Origin of the sequence: Serratia sp. JKS296, from assembly GCF_900215445.1 — a bacterium.
Taxonomy (GTDB): domain Bacteria; phylum Pseudomonadota; class Gammaproteobacteria; order Enterobacterales; family Enterobacteriaceae; genus Serratia; species Serratia marcescens.
On the sequence record NZ_OCMX01000001.1, the window covers coordinates 3,216,337 to 3,233,724 of the forward strand.

Sequence of the window (17,388 nt, forward strand, 5' to 3'; positions counted from 1 at the left end):
ATTCAGGGCCCGCTTGATGGGCCCTGAACTACTGGCTCATGGCCATGGCGACGCATAGCCATCGTATGATCGAACCAGCGCACCAGTTCGTTGCGCAATTCGGTCGGCAACGCCGCCTGATGATAACCGGCTATCGCGCCGCCCAGCGACAGCAGCACGCGCAGACCCAGATTGGTCTGCTGTTGCAGCAGGCGAAGATAGCTACGTTTAGCGCCATGCAGCCGCAGGTCATAGGCATTGCGAATACCCGCTCGCCATAGCAAGCGCTCCATGTTGACATCTATATTTGGCAACGCCTTCAATCTGCCGTGATCGCCGGCCTTGAGCCGCTGTTCTCGGCGCGCTTCCCTGATAGCCTGCCAGGCCAGCCCTACCAGCTCATTGCGTTCCCGCCACAGCGACTCGTCAACCCAGTAATAGCGCAAGGTGATGGGCACACCGCGCTTGGAATAGACCATATTGACCATGCCCCGGGCGCGAAAGGCCGGTTCCATGCTCGCCGTAGCCCGCAAGTACAATTCACCTTCTGCTACCACTGCAAACATTACCCCTTCAGCCAGCAGCCCATAGCCGCCAAACTGTGATCGTGTGGTGATGGCGCCCAGCGCCGCAAAGCAATTTTTAGCCTGCGCGATTCTTCTCGTCGACATCCTTTTCATAGCGTTCCTCCTTTTTAGGTTCTGGCCGTATTATTTCTCTCATCAATGAAAAAAGTAACGTGAACAACTAATTAGGAAAATACGCACTATCCGCCCGCCTGCCAATCACAAAAATCGTCGGTACAAAAAATGATCGCAATTATGCGAGCCGCTACGAAAATTTGGGTTGATCTTATCCTAAATCAGGGATACTGTATAAACATACAGTAACACGACGGGCGGGAACTTTATGCGTACTCAATCACTCTACCAACCTCATTTCGGCCATGGCTCTTATACAACGCGCAATGTTGCGAAGAACACGGATATCGGCAAAGAGAATGGCTTGATCAGTGAACTTGTTTACAACGAGCGCCAGCCCGCAGTGGCTCAATTACTGTTGCCCCTGCTGCTGCAATTGGGCAAGCAGTCTCGCTGGCTTCTGTGGCTGACGCCGCAGCAAAAATTAAGCAAGCAATGGCTGCAGCAATCCGGCCTGCCTGTAGATAAAATGGTGCAATTGAGCCAGATCAGCCCGGTGAATACGGTTGAGGCGATGGAAAAAGCGCTGCAAACGGGAAATTACAGCGTGGTTCTCGGCTGGTTGCCCGAGCTAACGGAGGAGGATCGTCTAAAATTAAGACGTGCGGCAGAATTGGGTAATGCCTATGGGTTTATCATGCGCCCTCAACGTGACATTAGCCCGACTCACGGACACTGTTCCACCCTAAAAATTCACTCTTCTTTGTATCATTAAGTAAATTTAGGATTTTTCCCATCATTTTCGCACCCCCTAAGCGGAACCTTTGCGGGGGAAGGCAAAAAGCGAGTCCGGCTGCGGTTTGGCAGGCAAAAACGCGCGATGAATCGCCGTTTTTTTAGGCTAAGAATGTTAGCAAATATGTACGATTCCGCGTTTTTTTTTAGAGCCTTATCACATCACACTTGTAACTTTCGCGCCACGTTGTAGACTTTACATCGCCAAGGTTGCTCTATAACGTCAGAAAAACTGGCGAGTAACAAACGAGGGCTTAAACCTTGGCGAAGGAATTTAACCAAGGGCTTAAACAGCTTTAAAGCTCATTGCCTATTTGGATGATAACGAGGCGCAAAATGAAAAAGACAGCTATCGCATTAGCAGTGGCACTGGCAGGTTTCGCTACCGTAGCGCAAGCCGCTCCAAAAGATAACACCTGGTACACCGGTGCTAAACTGGGCTGGTCCCAGTACCATGACGTTGGCTTCTACGGCAACGGTTACCAGAACGGTATCGGCAACGGCCCAACCCATAAAGATCAGCTGGGTGCCGGCGCGTTCCTGGGCTACCAGGCAAACCAATACCTGGGCTTCGAGCTGGGCTATGACTGGCTCGGCCGCATGCCTTACAAAGGCAGCGTGAACAACGGTGCTTTCAAAGCGCAGGGCGTTCAACTGGCTGCTAAACTGAGCTACCCAATTGCTGACGATCTGGACATCTACACTCGTCTGGGTGGTATGGTATGGCGTGCAGACTCCAAAGCTAACTACGGCCGTACTGGTCAGCGCCTGAGCGACCACGACACCGGCGTTTCTCCGCTGGCTGCTGTTGGTGTTGAATACGCACTGACCAAAAACTGGGCTACCCGTCTGGATTACCAGTTCGTAAGCAACATCGGTGACGCAGGTACCGTTGGCGCACGTCCAGACAACACCATGCTGAGCCTGGGCGTTTCTTACCGCTTCGGTCAGGATGACGTAGTTGCTCCAGCACCAGCTCCGGCTCCAGCTCCAGTTGTTGAAACCAAGCGTTTCACTCTGAAGTCTGACGTGCTGTTCAACTTCAACAAATCTACTCTGAAAGCAGAAGGCCAGCAGGCTCTGGATCAGCTGTACACCCAGCTGAGCTCCATGGATCCTAAAGACGGCTCCGTAGTTGTTCTGGGTTACACCGACGCCGTTGGTTCTGACCAGTACAACCAGAAACTGTCTGAACAACGCGCACAGAGCGTTGTTGACTACCTGGTCTCCAAAGGCATCCCGTCAGACAAAATCTCTGCACGTGGTATGGGTGAAGCAGATGCAGTTACAGGCAACACCTGTGGCTACAAATCTGGCCGCGCTACCAAAGCTCAGATCGCTTGCCTGGCACCAGATCGTCGCGTAGAGATCGAAGTTAAAGGTATCAAAGACGTTGTAACTCAGCCTCAGGGCTAAGTTTACTCGCCTAATAAAAAACCCCGCCAGTGCGGGGTTTTTTTTCGTCCTCTTGTTGCCAGAACATTCAATGCCTGGCGCCATAGAGGCGTTCTCACGCGCTTACTTGGGATCTTTGCCCAGAATCGCCTTCAAGTCTTCTTTCAACGACGACATCTGGTTCGCATACTTTTCTTTGCGTTCAGCGTCTTCGATAAGCTGCACGACGGTTTCCGACAGCGTAACTCCACGGCGGCGCGCCAGGGCAGCCAATCGTTGCCAAACCAAAAACTCCAGATCGATAGATTTTTTACGCGTATGCTGATGTTCTGCGTTAAAATGACGTTTGCGGCGGGCGCGGATCGTTTGTTTCATCCGGTTATCCAATTCCGGATTCATATGAGCGGCAATCCATGCAAGTACCTTGACCGGCTCATTTTCCAGCTTCAGCAGCTCGTTAACCGCCTCTTGAGCAGCGCTGTTTTCAATGTAGCGGGTAATGAGTTCCCCTTCCCGGTGCTTCTTCACCAGGTACTTCCATTTCCAACCGCTCTCCAGATTTTCCAGTTGCTGATATTTCATCTTGAGCTCTTCAGTGACCGCGTAACTTCAAATAAGCATAACAGCTTTGCGCCGAATTTCCCCGGCAATTAAACCGTCTTTTAGACTGTTTTTTGCACAGTCACCGCGCGATGTCAAACTCCCTGATGCCAACTGGCACTCCGCATGTATCAAGCCGCCGTTATTCTTGTATAATCGCCCTTTCCCTTTTTAACGATTGCATCTAACACTTTGACCAATAACCGACTTGAATGGCAATCTTTATTGCCGGACGTAACGCCTTATCAGGCGATATTTGATACCGCCGCTCAGTTGGCACCCGTGCCCTTTTCCGCCATTCAGCCTCGGCTGGAAAATGCCCTGACGCTATTTTGCCACCCCCAATCGCCACCGCGTTTCATGCTGTTGAAAGCGCAAGAAACGCGTGAGTATCTGGAACTGATCGCTCACGCCGTCAAACCACTGCTGCCGAAAAATACGGCATGCCGCGGCAGCCACTATGTCATTCAGGATGGCAAGGTCAGCGTCGAGCCTGCCAGCCGTGGCGATGAACCTTTTGCCGCCGGCGGCGCTTGTCTGTTCCAGGAGTGGATTGAGCCGGAACAGCTGTTTGGCTGCGTACGGATCCACAATGGCGACATTACCCTGCAACCGGGTCTGGTGCACCAGGCCAACGGCGGCATTCTGATTCTGTCGGCGCGGGCGCTGCTTGCTCAGCCGTTGCTGTGGCTGCGGCTGAAACAGATGATCGGCCAGCGTCAGTTCCACTGGGTATCGCCAGACGAAACCCGCCCGCTGCCGGTAGCCATTCCACCGATGCCGCTGGATCTGCGGCTGATTGTAGTCGGCGACCGTCACGGCCTGGCCGATTTTCACGATATCGAGCCGGAACTGAGCGAACAAGCGATCTACGGTGAATTCGAAGACGATCTGCAGCTGACTGAAGTTGATGATATGGCGCAGTGGTGCGGTTACGTCAACGGCGTGATTGCCGACCAGCAGTTGCCGATGCTGGCGACTGACGCCTGGCCGCCGCTGATCGTCCAGGCTGTGCGTTACAGTGGCGATCAGGGCATTCTGCCACTCTCGCCGGTTTGGATTGGCCAGCAGCTATCCGAAGCCGCACTGTATGCCGAAGAAGATCGCATTACGGCCAAAGCGTTCGAGGCGGCGTTAAATGCCCGAGAATGGCGTGAAAGCTATCTGGCCGAGCGTATGCAGGATGAGATTGAGTTGGGTCAGATCCTGATTGAGACCGAGGGTGAAGTGGTCGGACAGATCAACGGTCTGTCAGTCCTGGATTATCCCGGTCATCCACGCAGCTTTGGCGAACCGTCGCGCATCAGTTGCGTTGTGCATCTCGGCGACGGCGAGTTCACCGACGTCGAGCGCAAAGCCGAACTGGGCGGCAACCTGCATGCTAAAGGCATGATGATCATGCAGGCGTTCCTGATCGCCGAACTGGATCTTGATCAGCAACTGCCCTTCTCCGCTTCCATCGTCTTTGAGCAATCTTACGGTGAAGTGGACGGTGACAGCGCCTCGCTGGCTGAGCTGTGCGCATTGATCAGCGCCCTGTCACAGCAACCGATCACCCAGCAGATCGCCGTCACCGGCTCCGTCGACCAATTCGGCAACGTACAGCCGATAGGTGGCGTTAACGAAAAGATCGAAGGTTTCTTCGAGGTTTGTGTACGCCGCGGTCTGACGGGCAAACAGGGCGTCGTATTGCCCGCGACCAACGTGCGCCACCTTTGCCTGCGCCAGGATATCGTCGACGCGGTACGCGAAGGGCAATTCCATCTGTGGGCGGTAGAGAGCGCGGCGGAAGCCTTGCCTTTGCTCACAGGTTGCCTCTACTCTGACGAACAACAGCCGAATTTGTTGGCGGCCATTCAGGAACGGATTGCGCAGGTGAGCCTGCAGGAACGCCGTCGTCCGTGGCCGCTGCGCTGGCTCAACTGGTTCAACCACGGCTGATCGGACTTGTTCAGCGTACACGTGTTAGCTAACCTGCGTCCTTCATTAAAATAAGGCTTACTGAGAACATGGTAGATAAACGCGATTCCTATACGAAAGAAGACCTCGAAGCATCCGGCCGTGGCGAGCTGTTCGGCGCCGGTGGCCCACCGTTGCCGGCAGGTAACATGTTGATGATGGACCGCGTGGTCAAGATGACCGAAGACGGCGGGACTCACAACAAAGGTTATGTGGAAGCGGAGCTGGATATTAATCCGGACCTATGGTTCTTCGGTTGCCACTTTATCGGCGATCCGGTCATGCCAGGCTGTCTGGGCCTGGATGCGATGTGGCAGTTGGTCGGTTTCTACCTCGGTTGGCTGGGTGGCGAAGGCAAAGGCCGCGCGCTGGGCGTTGGTGAAGTCAAGTTTACCGGACAGGTGCTGCCAACCGCGAAAAAAGTGACCTACCGTATTAACTTCAAACGCGTCATCACCCGTAAGCTGATCATGGGCGTCGCCGATGGCGAAGTGCTGGTTGACGGTGAAGTGATCTATACCGCCACCGATCTGAAAGTGGGTCTGTTCAAGGATACCACAGCGTTCTAATCACGCAGAAAAGAGGGCGGCCATCGTCTTCTTTGCTAATGCTCTTCGCATGCATGCCATCACGCCCAGCGTGATGGCATTTCTTTCTCTTACCGTTTAAAGACTACCCACCTCCTTTAATCGCCCGCTACCGAACCGGTTTATCCCGCATGTCTCTACCGAAACGGTCAAAGCCACCGGCCGGTTGAGCGCCCCCTCCCCACAGCCAGCTATCGACACGATAGCGGTTTTTGCGTCCGGTTATTTTCTTGCCCCTTAAAATCACCTAGTATAGGCCCTCCATGTAACTACAATAAATGTACCGAAAAAGGGACGATATGCAAAAAACCCGCTTTAGCGATGCACCTTGCCCCGTCGCACGTTCATTAGATCGTGTCGGAGAATGGTGGAGCATCCTGATCCTGCGTGATGCCTTTCAGGGGTTGTCCAAGTTCGACGAATTCCAACAAAGCCTGGGGATGTCACCGACTCTCCTGGCCCGACGCCTGAAGGACTTGGTGGCCCACGGCATTCTGCATAAGCAACGTTATCAAACGCGGCCGGTCCGCTATCAGTATCTGCTCACCGAACGCGGCAACGATTTTCTCCCCGTGCTGGCAGCTCTCTCAGAATGGGGCAATCGCCATTTGATCGACGGTGACATTAGCGCCTTGTTAGTCGACAGCCGCACCGATCGGCCGATCCAGGTCCAGTTGGTCAATATCGATAGCCAACAACCGGTGCCGCCGCAGTTTATTACGCTGGCGCCAGGGCCTGCGGCAAATGAAGGCATACATCAACGCGCCGCACTGATGCGGCAACGGCGCCTCGCCGATTTATCTGAACTTACCAAGGAGTCGTCATGAGCAATCGTCGTATCGTTATTACCGGCATGGGTGCCGTTTCACCGTTAGGGTGCGGCGTGGAGACCATCTGGCAACGTTTGTTAAAAGGAGAGTCAGGCATTCGGGCTTTGCCTGACGAGATCGTTGCAGATTTACCGATCAAGGTCGGAGGTCAGGTTCCGGCGCTGGCGCAGGATGCTGAAGCGGGCTTCAACCCCGACGCTTCCGTCGCTCCCAAAGACCAAAAGAAAATGGATCGCTTTATCCTGTTTGCCATGGCGGCGGCGGATGAAGCCGTTCGTCAGGCCGGCTGGATAGCCGATACGGAGGAAAAACAAGAGCGCACCGCCACCGTCATCGCCTCGGGCATTGGCGGCTTTCCGGCGATTGCCCAGGCGGTACGCACCACCGACAACCGCGGCGCCAAGCGCCTGTCGCCGTTCACCATCCCCTCTTTCCTGGTCAATCTGGCGGCCGGCCATGTTTCCATCAAGCATCGCTTCAAAGGCCCGATTGGCGCACCGGTCACCGCCTGTGCGGCCGGCGTGCAAGCCATTGGCGACGCCGTGCGTCTGATCCGCAATGATGAGGCCGATATCGCGCTGTGCGGCGGTACCGAAGCCGCTATCGACACCGTCAGCCTGGGCGGCTTCGCCGCCGCGCGCGCTATGTCCACCGCACCGGCCGAGTTGGCAAGGCAGGCTTCTCGGCCTTTTGACAGCGCGCGAGACGGATTTGTCATGGGGGAAGGTGCCGGCATGCTGGTGATTGAAACGCTGGAACACGCGCGGGCGCGCGGCGCCACACCGCTCGCGGAAATCGTCGGTTATGGCACCAGCGCCGACGCCTACCACATGACCTCCGGTGCCGAAGACGGCAACGGTGCTTATCGGGCGATGAAAACCGCGTTGAAGCAGGCGAACGTCGCCCCAGAAGAGGTTCAGCATTTAAACGCACACGCGACCTCAACGCCCGTGGGCGATCTGGGTGAAATCAATGCCATCAAACACCTGTTTGGCACGACAGGGAGCGTCGCGGTAACCTCGACAAAATCCGCCACCGGGCACCTGCTCGGCGCCGCCGGCGGGCTAGAAACCATCTTTACCGCCTTGGCTCTACGCGACCAGATCGCCCCGGCGACGCTGAATCTGGACAATCCCGATCCGGCGGCGGCAGGTTTGCACCTGGTCGCGAAACGGGCTGAATCGATGAGCATAACCTACGCCTTATCGAACGGCTTCGGCTTTGGCGGCGTGAATGCGAGTATTCTACTGAAACGCTGGCAGGACGAATAAACGGCACAAACAAAAACCTCCGCCAAAGGGCGGAGGTTATTCCTTTTATTTGACAGGGAGCCGCTTAAGCGGTCACAGCCCTGTCTTCCATGGCTTCTCGCCAACCTCCCAGCCATTGAGACCGGGCGTCCACTGATGATTGGTAGGGACAATGTTCCCTGGAACGCCCTAAAATACCTGCCTGATACCCTCTCGAATGCGCCCTTTCCAGACGATCGCGTTTCTGTCTCTTCATGCCTCGTTTCCCTCATTTTGGTCTGGTGGAAAGAAAACAATGGCTGCTTTTTGCGCAGCCACGAGTAATCAATAGCGCTAAAAGAAGAGAAGATCAATGCGCAAAATTCACGCCAATGTCATATTTGTGAGCTACGCCCGAGGAAAATGCTAAGTGGCTGATCTGCAGGGGAAGGGGTTAACCAATTGAAAATAAATAGAAATCCCTGCCAGCGAGAAAAAACGGATTTTCACGCCGACAGGGATTAGACGATTTTAGACCAAATTATGACTAAATGCCGCCCATCTGTGCTGCGATAGCCTGAGCTTCCTGCTGCCATCCCTGCGCCAGGGTGCGCACCAGGGCATCATAGCCGTCTTCACCCTGTTTCAATTCCAGGCTGAAAGGCCGTTTGATCAGGCGCCCCTGGCGATTCAGCACCCACTCGCCGCGAATGATCGCCTTGCCGTCAAAACGGCCGTGGAAGCCGCTGATGGTCACGTTCAGTACATCCTGATCGCTGCTCATCGGCTGCGAAGAGACCACCCAGCCCGGCAGCGCGCTGCTCAGGTTGGTGACCAGCGTTTGCTGCAGCTGCTGGTCGAGCGGGCTGGCCCACAGGTTGTTCTGGGCTATCACATACTGTACGTCGTTGGTCTGATACACCACGCCGTTCTGCGCCAGATAATCCGCCACGCTCACGTGTTCCAGCCACAGCTGGCGCGTGGAAGCGCCGCTGCTGCTGGCTGCAGCAGGCGCACCCAGCGCCGGCAACTGATAGTAAGTCTTCTGTGGCGAACTGCTGCAGGCGCTGAGTAACAGCGCCAGGGCTACCGGGATCCATTTCATCATTTCGTGGCCTTCTTCGGCTGAGGGTCAGTGCTGCCGGCGGCTTCAAACACCAGCGCGTTGCTCTTCTCATTCAAGGTGCGCAGCACCGGTTGCAGCTCACGCAATACCTGATCGAGGCGCTGCATGTCGCCCACCATCTTGTTGTAAGCCGGTGAACCAGGCTGGAGCCCTTTCATGCTGCGGTTCAGCTCCAGCAGCGTTTTCTGCATGTCCTGCGGCAGCGCCTGCATCTCTTTGCTGGCGATGATGTCGTTCAGCGACTTCATGGTCTGCTGCGTCGACTTCATGGTTTTCTGACTTTCCGCCAGCGTCTTGGTCGCTTCGTTGATCATCGGATTGATCGGCATCGAATTAATCTTATCCAACGTCTGCATCAGTTTCTGCTGGATCTGCGCCAGACCGCCGCTGGTGGTCGGCATCAGCGGATAACCGAACAGCTCGCGCGGCCCTTTCCACGGTTTTTCCTGCGGATAGAAGTCAAGATCGATGTACAGCGAACCGGTCAGCAGGTTGGCGGACTTCATCGAGGCGCGCATGCCGCGAGACTCCGCATCTTTCAGGTGCCCTTCAATATCGAAGTTGCCGCCCAGCTGTTTCTGGAAGCGATCCGGCTCGATGCGGATCAGCACCGGAATGCGGTAATCGTTATCCAGACGCTGCGCCATGCCGTCTTTATAGAACGGCACCTGCGCCACCGTACCCAGACGGATGCCGCGGAACTCGACCGGCGCGCCCGGCTGCAGGCCGCGTACCGAGTCGGAGAAGAACAGCAGGTAATCCTTATGCACGGTATACAGTGAATCCTGCGTGCTGCGCTGGTTGTCGAACAGCTGGTACTCCGCCTTCTCTTTCGCCTGTTCGCCGCGATCCCAGCCGTCCGGCACGTCAAAACTGACCCCGCCGCTGAACAGCGTGGTCAACGAGCCCATCTCCACCCGCATGCCCTGCGCCGACATGTCAAACGCCACGCCGCTGTCTTTCCAGAAACGCACGTTGGTGGTGACCAACTGATCGTAAGGCGCGGTGATGAACAGCTGATAGCGCATAGCGCGTTCTTTAGGATCGAAGTAGCTGGTTTCCACCGACCCGACGCGATAACCGCGGAACAGCACCGGATCGCCGGCGTTGAGCTGGCCTGACTTCTCGCTGTCCAGCACGATGCGCAACCCTTTGGCATCCGGGGAGGCCAGCGGCGGCGCATCGAGCAGCTGATAGTTGTCTTTGCCGTCTTTGCCTTTGTTGCCCGGCTGCAGTTCGATATAGGCGCCGGAGAGCAGCGTGCCCAGCCCGGAGACGCCTTCACGACCGATCTGCGGCTTCACCACCCAGAAAGCGGAATCCTGGCGCAGCAATTTTTCCATGCCGGAATTGAGGCGAGCCTGCACCATCACCTTGCTCAGGTCATCGCTCAACGTGACGGTTTCCACCACGCCGACGTCAACGCTGCGGCTTTTGATTTTGGTTTTACCCGCTTCCAGCCCTTCCGCCGTCGAGGTCACCAGCGTCACCACCGGCCCCTGATGGCTGAAGTGGTAAAACAGGATCCAGGCGCCGATCAGCGCGGTCACGATGGGAATGATCCACACCGGCGACCAGCGTTTGATCTTCTCGACGTCCGCGACGCTATGATTATTTTCCGTCACCTTGCGGCTCCTTGTTGATTGTTTCACTTGCGCGATCCCAGGTCAGCCGGGGATCAAATGTCATGGCGGCGAACATGGTGAGGATCACCACCAGCGCGAACAGCACGGCGCCCGTCGCGGGATAAATGCTCATCAACTGCCCCATTCGCACCAGCGCCGACAACACGGCGATCACAAACACGTCGATCATTGACCAACGGCCAACGAATTCGACCACTTCATAAATCAGATGCATACGCTCGCTGTCGGCGCGCGGTTTCTTCCTGCCGTTCGCATCCCAGCACAGCCAGCCGATCGCCAACATTTTCAGCGACGGCACCATGATACTGGCGATGAAAATCACCATCGCCACCGGATAAGAGCCGTCCCCCCACAGCAGGATCACCCCCGCCATGATGGTGGAGTTCATCTTGTTGCCCAACGCCTCGGTCACCATGATCGGCATCAGGTTGGCCGGAATATACAGCATGACAGAGGTCACCAGCAGCGCCAGCGTCCACTGCAGGCTGTGACGACGCCGCACGTAGCCCTTGGTGTGGCAGCGCGGACAGCGCACCTGATCGGCCGGCAAGATCGCCGTGCAGCACGCGCAAGAGCGCACGCCCTGGCGCATGCCGGTGCGCCCCACCGTCAGCGGGCGATTAAGTCGCGGCGCCGGTTCGATATCCTGCCACAACCAGCGCCGATCCACGCACTGGAAGGCGCGCACCTGCAGCAGGCAGAACAGGCAGTAAGGCACGAAGCTGCTGCCGATGCCGATATCGCCGTAGGCCATCAGCTTGACGAAGCTGACCAGCACCCCGGCGAGGAAAATCTCCACCATGCACCAGGTCTTGAACTGGAACAGCACCCGGGCCATCCATTCTTTGAGGCCCAGTGGCAAACGCACTCTGGCGCACAGCAGGATGATCGCCACCATGCAAAACGCCGGGATCAGCTGCACGAACACCATAAACAAGGTGGCCATGCTGGCGTAGTCTTCCGCCACCATGACTTCCGGGATTTGGATCAGCCGGATTTCGTTGCCGAGGCCGGCGACGCGCATGTTGATAAACGGGAAAATGTTGGCCAGCACCAGCATGAATAAGGCGCTGAGCGCGTAACCGATCGGCCGCTTGCGCGGCTCGTCCCAGCGGGCGCTGAGCGTGGTTTTGCAGCGCGGGCATACCGCTTTGCTGCCATAGGCCAGCGGCGGCAGCGCCACCAGCATGTCGCACTGCGGACACAGCATCAGGTTATCCTGTTGCGCCGCCGAGGGTGCGGAATGACTATGCTGCTGATGATTGTTGTGGGAACACACCATATTCCTCCTAAATAACGTTGCTCACCGGCACGTCGATGCCGCCCGCAGCAGCGCGCGGGCGGCATCGCAACGGTCAGCCGTTTTTCATCGCTTCCAGCTCTTCCCAACGGGCGAAAGCCTGTTCCAGCGCTTGCTCGGCATCAGCCAGCGCCGTCAGCACTTCTTGCGTTTCGCTGTGCGGCCGCGTGAAGAAATCCGCGTCACTCATCTGCGCCTGCAGCGCTTCGATTTCCGCTTCCAGCTGTTCGAGCCGCTGCGGCAACTGTTCCAGCTCACGCAGCAGGTTGTAACTCAGCTTGGCCGCCGTTTTCTTCGGTTGTTCGGCCTTTTTCTCCGCCGCCGGTTTGCTCGCGCTCGGCGCCGCCTGACGAATCGGTTTCGCCGTCGCGCGCTGGTGATGCGCATCGTAGTAACCGCCGACGAAGGCATTGATCACGCCGTTGCCTTCGAAGATCCAGCACTCGGTCACCGAGTTGTCGACGAACTGACGATCGTGGCTGACCAGCAGTACGGTGCCCTGATAGCCGTCGATCAGCTCTTCCAGCAACTCCAGCGTTTCGACGTCGAGATCGTTGGTTGGTTCATCGAGGATCAGCAGATTGCTCGGTTTAAGAAACAGCTTAGCCAACAGCAGGCGGTTACGCTCACCGCCCGACAGCGCCTTCACCGGCGTCATCGCGCGTTTCGGGTGGAACAGGAAGTCCTGCAGATAGCCCAATACGTGGCGAGGACGGCCGTTGACCATCACTTCCTGCTTGCCTTCCGCCAGATTGTCCATCACCGTGCGTTCCGGATCGAGATCGGCGCGGTGCTGGTCGAAATAGGCCACTTCCAGCTTGGTGCCGCAGTGCACACGGCCGCTGTCGGCTTTCAGCTGACCGAGCATCAGTTTCAGCAGCGTGGTTTTGCCGCAGCCGTTCGGCCCCACCAGCGCAATCTTGTCGCCGCGCTGCACCTGGGCGGAGAAACCGCGCACCAGCACTTTTTCGCCAACCTGATAATTGACGTCTTCCAGCTCGAATACGATTTTGCCGGAGCGGGTCGCCTCTTCCACTTGCATCTTGGCGGTGCCCATCACTTCGCGGCGCTGCGAGCGCTCGACGCGCAGCGCCTTCAGCGCGCGCACGCGGCCCTCATTGCGGGTGCGGCGCGCCTTGATGCCCTGACGGATCCAGACCTCTTCCTGCGCCAGCTTGCGGTCGAACTCGGCGTTTTGCAGCTCTTCCACCCGCAGCGCTTCTTCTTTGCTCTGCAGATACAGATCGTAGTTGCCCGGCCAGGAAACCAGCTTGCCGCGATCCAGATCGACGATGCGCGTCGCCATGTTGCGGATAAACGAACGGTCGTGCGAGATAAAGACGATGCTGCCGTCGAACTCTTTCAGGAAACCTTCCAGCCAGTCGATGGTTTCGATATCCAGGTGGTTGGTCGGTTCGTCGAGCAACAACACGCGCGGTGAGCTCACCAGCGCGCGGCCCAGCGCCGCTTTACGCAGCCAACCGCCGGACAGTGAGGAAAGCTCGGCGTCGCCGTTCAGCCCCAGCTGCAGCAGCACTTCGCTGATGCGGCTGTCGAGCTGCCACAGCCCCTGGTGATCGAGGATCTCCATGATTTGCGCCATGCGCGCCAGGTTTTTCTCGCTTGGATCGCTTTCCACCAGGTGAGAGATCGCGTGATAGGCCTTCAGGTGTTCCGCCTGCTCCGCAACGCCTTCCGCTACGAAGTCGAATACGCTGCCGCCGATATTGCGCGGCGGATCCTGTTGCAGACGTGCCACGATCAGATCTTGTTCGTAGATCACCCGGCCATCGTCCAGCGGGATCTCTTTGCCGAGGATCTTCAGCAGCGTGGATTTGCCGGCGCCGTTGCGCCCGACCAGACACACGCGCTCATTGTCTTCAATATGAATTTCGGTGTTGTCTAACAGTGGCGCATCGCTGAAAGAGAGCCAGGCACCGGACATGCTGATTAACGACATAGTAATTATTTTCCTTCGCCGGCGTGAGTCACCAGCCAGCAGTTGTGGATCTGACGGTTACGGGCAAAATCCTGCGACAGCGTCTTGGCGGTGATCTCTTTCGCCTCCAGACCCAACGCGCTCAGCCCTGCCATATCCATTTGGAAACCGCGCTTGTTGTTCGAGAACATGATGGTTCCGTTGCGGCGCAGCAACCGTTTCAAATCTTTCATCAGCGCCAAATGATCGCGCTGCACGTCAAAGGTGTTCTCCATCCGCTTGGAGTTGGAGAACGTCGGCGGATCGATGAAAATCACGTCGAACTGTTCATTGGCGTTGCTCAGCCACGACAGGCAATCGGCCTGGATCAGCCGATGCTGGCGGCCGGTCAGGCCGTTGGCGCGCAGGTTCTTCTCCGCCCATTCCAGGTAAGTACGCGACATGTCCACCGTGGTGGTGCTGCGCGCGCCGCCCAGCCCGGCGTGCACGCTGGCGGTGCCGGTGTAGGCGAACAGGTTGAGGAAATCCTTGCCGCCGCTCATCTCACCCAGCATACGGCGCGCGATGCGGTGATCGAGGAACAGACCGGTATCGAGATAGTCGGTCAGGTTGACCCACAGTTTGGCGTTATACTCTTCCACCAGCAGGAACTCGCCCTTCTGCGCCAGCTTCTCGTACTGGTTTTTGCCCTTCTGCCGCTCGCGGGTTTTCAGGATCAGCTGATTCGACGGCAGCTCCAGCACCGCCAGCGTCGCGTTGATCACATCGAACAGACGCTGACGTGCTTTCTGCGCATCGACGGTTTTCGGCGGCGCATATTCCTGCACCACCACCTTGCTGCCGTAGCGATCCACCGCAACGTTGTATTCTGGCAGATCGGCATCGTACAGGCGGTAGCATTCAATGCCCTGCTGTTTCGCCCACTTGTCGAGCTTCTTCAAATTCTTGCGCAGACGGTTGGCGAAATCTTCCGCCACCTGCACGCCGCCGGTGGCGCTACCGGCCGGGCTTGCCGCCAGCTGATAATTTTTCTGCACGCACTCCAGCGGGCCGTTCTTCGCCTTGAACTGGCGCTCGGCGCGCAGCTGCAGGCAGCTCAACAGCTCCGGCGAGGCGCTGAACAGCGACAGTTGCCAACCGCCGAAGGCGCTTTTCATCACGCGGCCCAGCATGTTGTGCAGCGCGATCAGCGCCGGTTCGCTTTCCAGGCGTTCGCCGTACGGCGGGTTGCTGATCACCGTGCCTTGCGGGCCTTCCGGCAGCGGGTTGGTCAAGCGCGCGACGTCGCCGACGTTGAAGGTGATCAGCTCGGCGACGCCGGCGCGGCGGGCGTTGCCGCGCGCCATTTCAATCACCCGGCGATCGATATCGGAACCGAAGAAGCGAGAGGCGGTTTCCTGCAGGCCGCGGCGCGCGCGCACCTGCGCTTCGGTGGTGACTTCACGCCACAGTTCGGCGTTGTGGCCATTCCAGGCGCTGAAGCCCCAGTGTTGACGGTGCAGGCCTGGCGCGCGATCGGCAGCGATCATCGCCGCTTCGATCAACAGCGTGCCGGAGCCGCACATCGGATCAAGCATCGGCGTGCCCGGCTGCCAGCCGGAACGCAGCACGATGGCGGCCGCCAGGTTTTCCTTCAGCGGCGCCTGGCCGGTGAGATCGCGGTAGCCGCGCTGATGCAGACCTTCGCCGCTCAGATCGAGCGCCACGCTGGCCATATCGCGCTGCAGGAAGACGTTAACGCGAATGTCCGGCTGCTGTTTGGCGACCGTCGGGCGTTGGTCGAGTTTGCGGGTGAAGCTGTCGACGATGGCGTCTTTCACCTTCAGCGCGCCATATTGGCTGTTGCGGATCTCTTCGTTCACGCCGCTGAAATGCACGGCAAAGGTTTTATCCACGCCAAAAATGCTCGGCCAGTCGATCGCCTGCACCCCGAGGTACAGATCCAGATCGCTGTGCACGCGGAATTCGTTCAGCGGCAACAGAATGCGCGAAGCCAGGCGGCTCCACAGCAAGCTTTGGTACAGAAGACGATCGTCACCCTGAAAATGTACCCCGCCCTGCACCACTTTGCAGTCGTGAGCGCCAAGCGCTTCCAGCTCGCTTTTTAACAGTTCTTCCAATCCACGCGCCGTGCTGGCAAACAGAGAGTTCATATCGTACTTATCACCAAAAAGAAAATTGTTGCGCATTATAGCTAATCCGCACCGCTTGTCATAAAGTTGCTCCCTTCTATTTAATCATCGCACGGAGATAAGGGTGATCACGCTTTCCAAACTCTACGTCCATCCGGTTAAATCACTGCGCGGCCTGCAGCTTTCTTACGCCCAGGTCGGCAGCAGCGGTCTGGCCTTCGACCGCAACTTTATGATCACCGAGCCGGACGGCACCTTTATTACCGCGCGCCAATATCCGCAGATGGTGCTGTTCACGCCGGCGCTGTTGCCGGACGGGCTGTTTCTGACCGCGCCGGACGGTGAAAGCGCCGCCATTCGCTTCAGCGACTTCGCCACCGCGCCGCAGCCGACCGAGGTGTGGGGCAACCATTTCACCGCGCTGACTGCGCCAGATGAGATCAACCGTTGGCTGAGCGGCTATTTCCAGCGCGACGTGCAGCTGCGCTGGCTGGGGCCGGAGCTGACCCGCCGGGTCAAGAAGCACCCTGAAATCCCGCTGACGTTTGCCGACGGCTACCCTTACCTGCTGATTAACCAGGCTTCGTTCAACGATCTGCAGCAGCGTTGCCCCGGCAGCATCAAGCTGGAACAGTTCCGCCCCAATCTGGTGGTGAGCGGCGCTACCGCCTGGGCTGAAGACGGCTGGCAGGTGATCCGCGTCGGCGACGTCATGTTCGATCTGGTGAAACCCTGCAGCCGCTGCGTGCTCACCACCGTCAGCACCGAGCGTGGCCGCAAGCACCCGAGCGGCGAACCGCTCAGCACGCTGCAAAAATTCCGCTCCGCCGACAACGGCGACATCGATTTCGGCCAGAATATGATCGCGCGCAACAGCGGCATCATTCGCGTGGGCGATACGGTGGAAGTGCTGTCGACCAAGCCGCCGCGCCCTTATGGCGCAGGTAAAGTGGTGGAGAGCGTGCAGGCGCCGCAAGACAGCGCGCACAGCGTCACGATCGAATATGAAGGAAAGGTGTTTACCGGCAACAACCAGCAGATTTTGCTCGAACAGCTGGAGCAGCAAGGCATCCGCGTGCCTTACTCGTGCCGCGCCGGGATTTGCGGCAGTTGCCGCATTACGTTGCTGAGCGGTGAAGTCGCGCCCCTGAAGAAAAGCGCGCTGGGCGACAACGGCACCATCCTGTGCTGCAGTTGCATCCCGAAAAGTGATTTGACCCTGGCGTAATC

General features: G+C 57.7%; 15 protein-coding genes. 7 read left to right on the forward strand and 8 right to left on the reverse strand.

Annotated features, from left to right (window positions below; genetic code table 11):
- Positions 1-2: 2 nt before the first annotated feature.
- Positions 3-659 (reverse strand): TfoX/Sxy family DNA transformation protein, encoded by a 657-nt coding sequence (locus tag CRO23_RS15470; RefSeq protein WP_028128001.1) that lies wholly within the window; start codon positions 657-659, stop codon positions 3-5.
- 229 nt (positions 660-888) lie between these two features.
- Here CRO23_RS15470 and sulA point away from each other — a divergent pair, with 229 nt between their 5' ends.
- Together sulA and ompA are read left to right on the forward strand one after the other, a co-directional pair.
- Positions 889-1,395 (forward strand): SOS-induced cell division inhibitor SulA, encoded by a 507-nt coding sequence (gene sulA / locus CRO23_RS15475; protein WP_015377359.1) that lies wholly within the window; start codon positions 889-891, stop codon positions 1,393-1,395.
- 356 nt (positions 1,396-1,751) lie between these two features.
- On the forward strand, positions 1,752-2,831 hold the full coding sequence (gene ompA, locus CRO23_RS15480; protein WP_004928134.1) for a porin OmpA: 1,080 nt from the start codon (positions 1,752-1,754) through the stop codon (positions 2,829-2,831).
- Positions 2,832-2,933: 102 nt separating this feature from the next.
- Here ompA and matP read toward each other — a convergent pair whose 3' ends face one another.
- Positions 2,934-3,392, reverse strand: coding sequence for a macrodomain Ter protein MatP (gene matP / locus CRO23_RS15485; RefSeq protein ID WP_004928138.1), 459 nt, complete (start codon positions 3,390-3,392; stop codon positions 2,934-2,936).
- Between the two features lie 210 nt (positions 3,393-3,602).
- Between matP and CRO23_RS15490 the strand changes: the two genes are divergently transcribed.
- From CRO23_RS15490 to fabF, 4 genes are all read left to right on the forward strand, one after another.
- Entirely contained in the window at positions 3,603-5,351 is a 1,749-nt protein-coding gene (locus tag CRO23_RS15490) for an AAA family ATPase (RefSeq protein ID WP_033640797.1), read from the forward strand.
- A gap of 68 nt (positions 5,352-5,419) precedes the next feature.
- Positions 5,420-5,938: a bifunctional 3-hydroxydecanoyl-ACP dehydratase/trans-2-decenoyl-ACP isomerase gene (gene fabA / locus CRO23_RS15495; protein ID WP_004928144.1), complete on the forward strand. Its 519-nt coding sequence runs from the start codon at positions 5,420-5,422 to the stop codon at positions 5,936-5,938.
- Between the two features lie 317 nt (positions 5,939-6,255).
- Positions 6,256-6,783 (forward strand): winged helix-turn-helix transcriptional regulator, encoded by a 528-nt coding sequence (locus CRO23_RS15500; RefSeq protein WP_028127999.1) that lies wholly within the window; start codon positions 6,256-6,258, stop codon positions 6,781-6,783.
- On the forward strand, positions 6,780-8,057 hold the full coding sequence (gene fabF / locus CRO23_RS15505) for a beta-ketoacyl-ACP synthase II (protein ID WP_097102396.1): 1,278 nt from the start codon (positions 6,780-6,782) through the stop codon (positions 8,055-8,057). Before CRO23_RS15500 ends, fabF begins: the two co-directional genes overlap by 4 nt.
- A 64-nt stretch (positions 8,058-8,121) precedes the next feature.
- On the opposite strand, the gene rmf is transcribed toward fabF, so the two are convergent.
- The 6 genes from rmf to rlmKL form a co-directional block, all read right to left on the reverse strand.
- A complete protein-coding gene (rmf, locus tag CRO23_RS15510) occupies positions 8,122-8,292 on the reverse strand; it encodes a ribosome modulation factor (RefSeq protein WP_004928150.1) in 171 nt (56 codons plus the stop codon).
- A 270-nt stretch (positions 8,293-8,562) separates the two neighbouring features.
- Positions 8,563-9,123: a membrane integrity-associated transporter subunit PqiC gene (gene pqiC / locus CRO23_RS15520; RefSeq protein WP_016928294.1), complete on the reverse strand. Its 561-nt coding sequence runs from the start codon at positions 9,121-9,123 to the stop codon at positions 8,563-8,565.
- On the reverse strand, positions 9,120-10,766 hold the full coding sequence (gene pqiB / locus CRO23_RS15525) for an intermembrane transport protein PqiB (protein WP_016928295.1): 1,647 nt from the start codon (positions 10,764-10,766) through the stop codon (positions 9,120-9,122). Before pqiB ends, pqiC begins: the two co-directional genes overlap by 4 nt.
- Positions 10,753-12,066, reverse strand: coding sequence for a membrane integrity-associated transporter subunit PqiA (pqiA, locus tag CRO23_RS15530; protein ID WP_369825817.1), 1,314 nt, complete (start codon positions 12,064-12,066; stop codon positions 10,753-10,755). The genes pqiB and pqiA overlap by 14 nt, the downstream gene beginning before the upstream one ends.
- Positions 12,067-12,142: 76 nt before the next feature.
- A complete protein-coding gene (locus CRO23_RS15535) occupies positions 12,143-14,047 on the reverse strand; it encodes an ABC transporter ATP-binding protein (protein WP_015377351.1) in 1,905 nt (634 codons plus the stop codon).
- A gap of 5 nt (positions 14,048-14,052) precedes the next feature.
- Complete coding sequence (gene rlmKL, locus CRO23_RS15540) at positions 14,053-16,179, reverse strand: bifunctional 23S rRNA (guanine(2069)-N(7))-methyltransferase RlmK/23S rRNA (guanine(2445)-N(2))-methyltransferase RlmL (RefSeq protein WP_028127997.1); 2,127 nt, start codon at positions 16,177-16,179, stop codon at positions 14,053-14,055.
- Positions 16,180-16,282: 103 nt separating this feature from the next.
- On the opposite strand from rlmKL, the gene CRO23_RS15545 reads away from it, so the two are divergent.
- Positions 16,283-17,386 carry a YcbX family protein gene (locus tag CRO23_RS15545; protein ID WP_097102398.1) on the forward strand — a complete coding sequence of 368 codons (1,104 nt, stop codon included), beginning with the start codon at positions 16,283-16,285 and terminating at the stop codon, positions 17,384-17,386.
- The last annotated feature ends 2 nt before the right edge of the window (positions 17,387-17,388 follow it).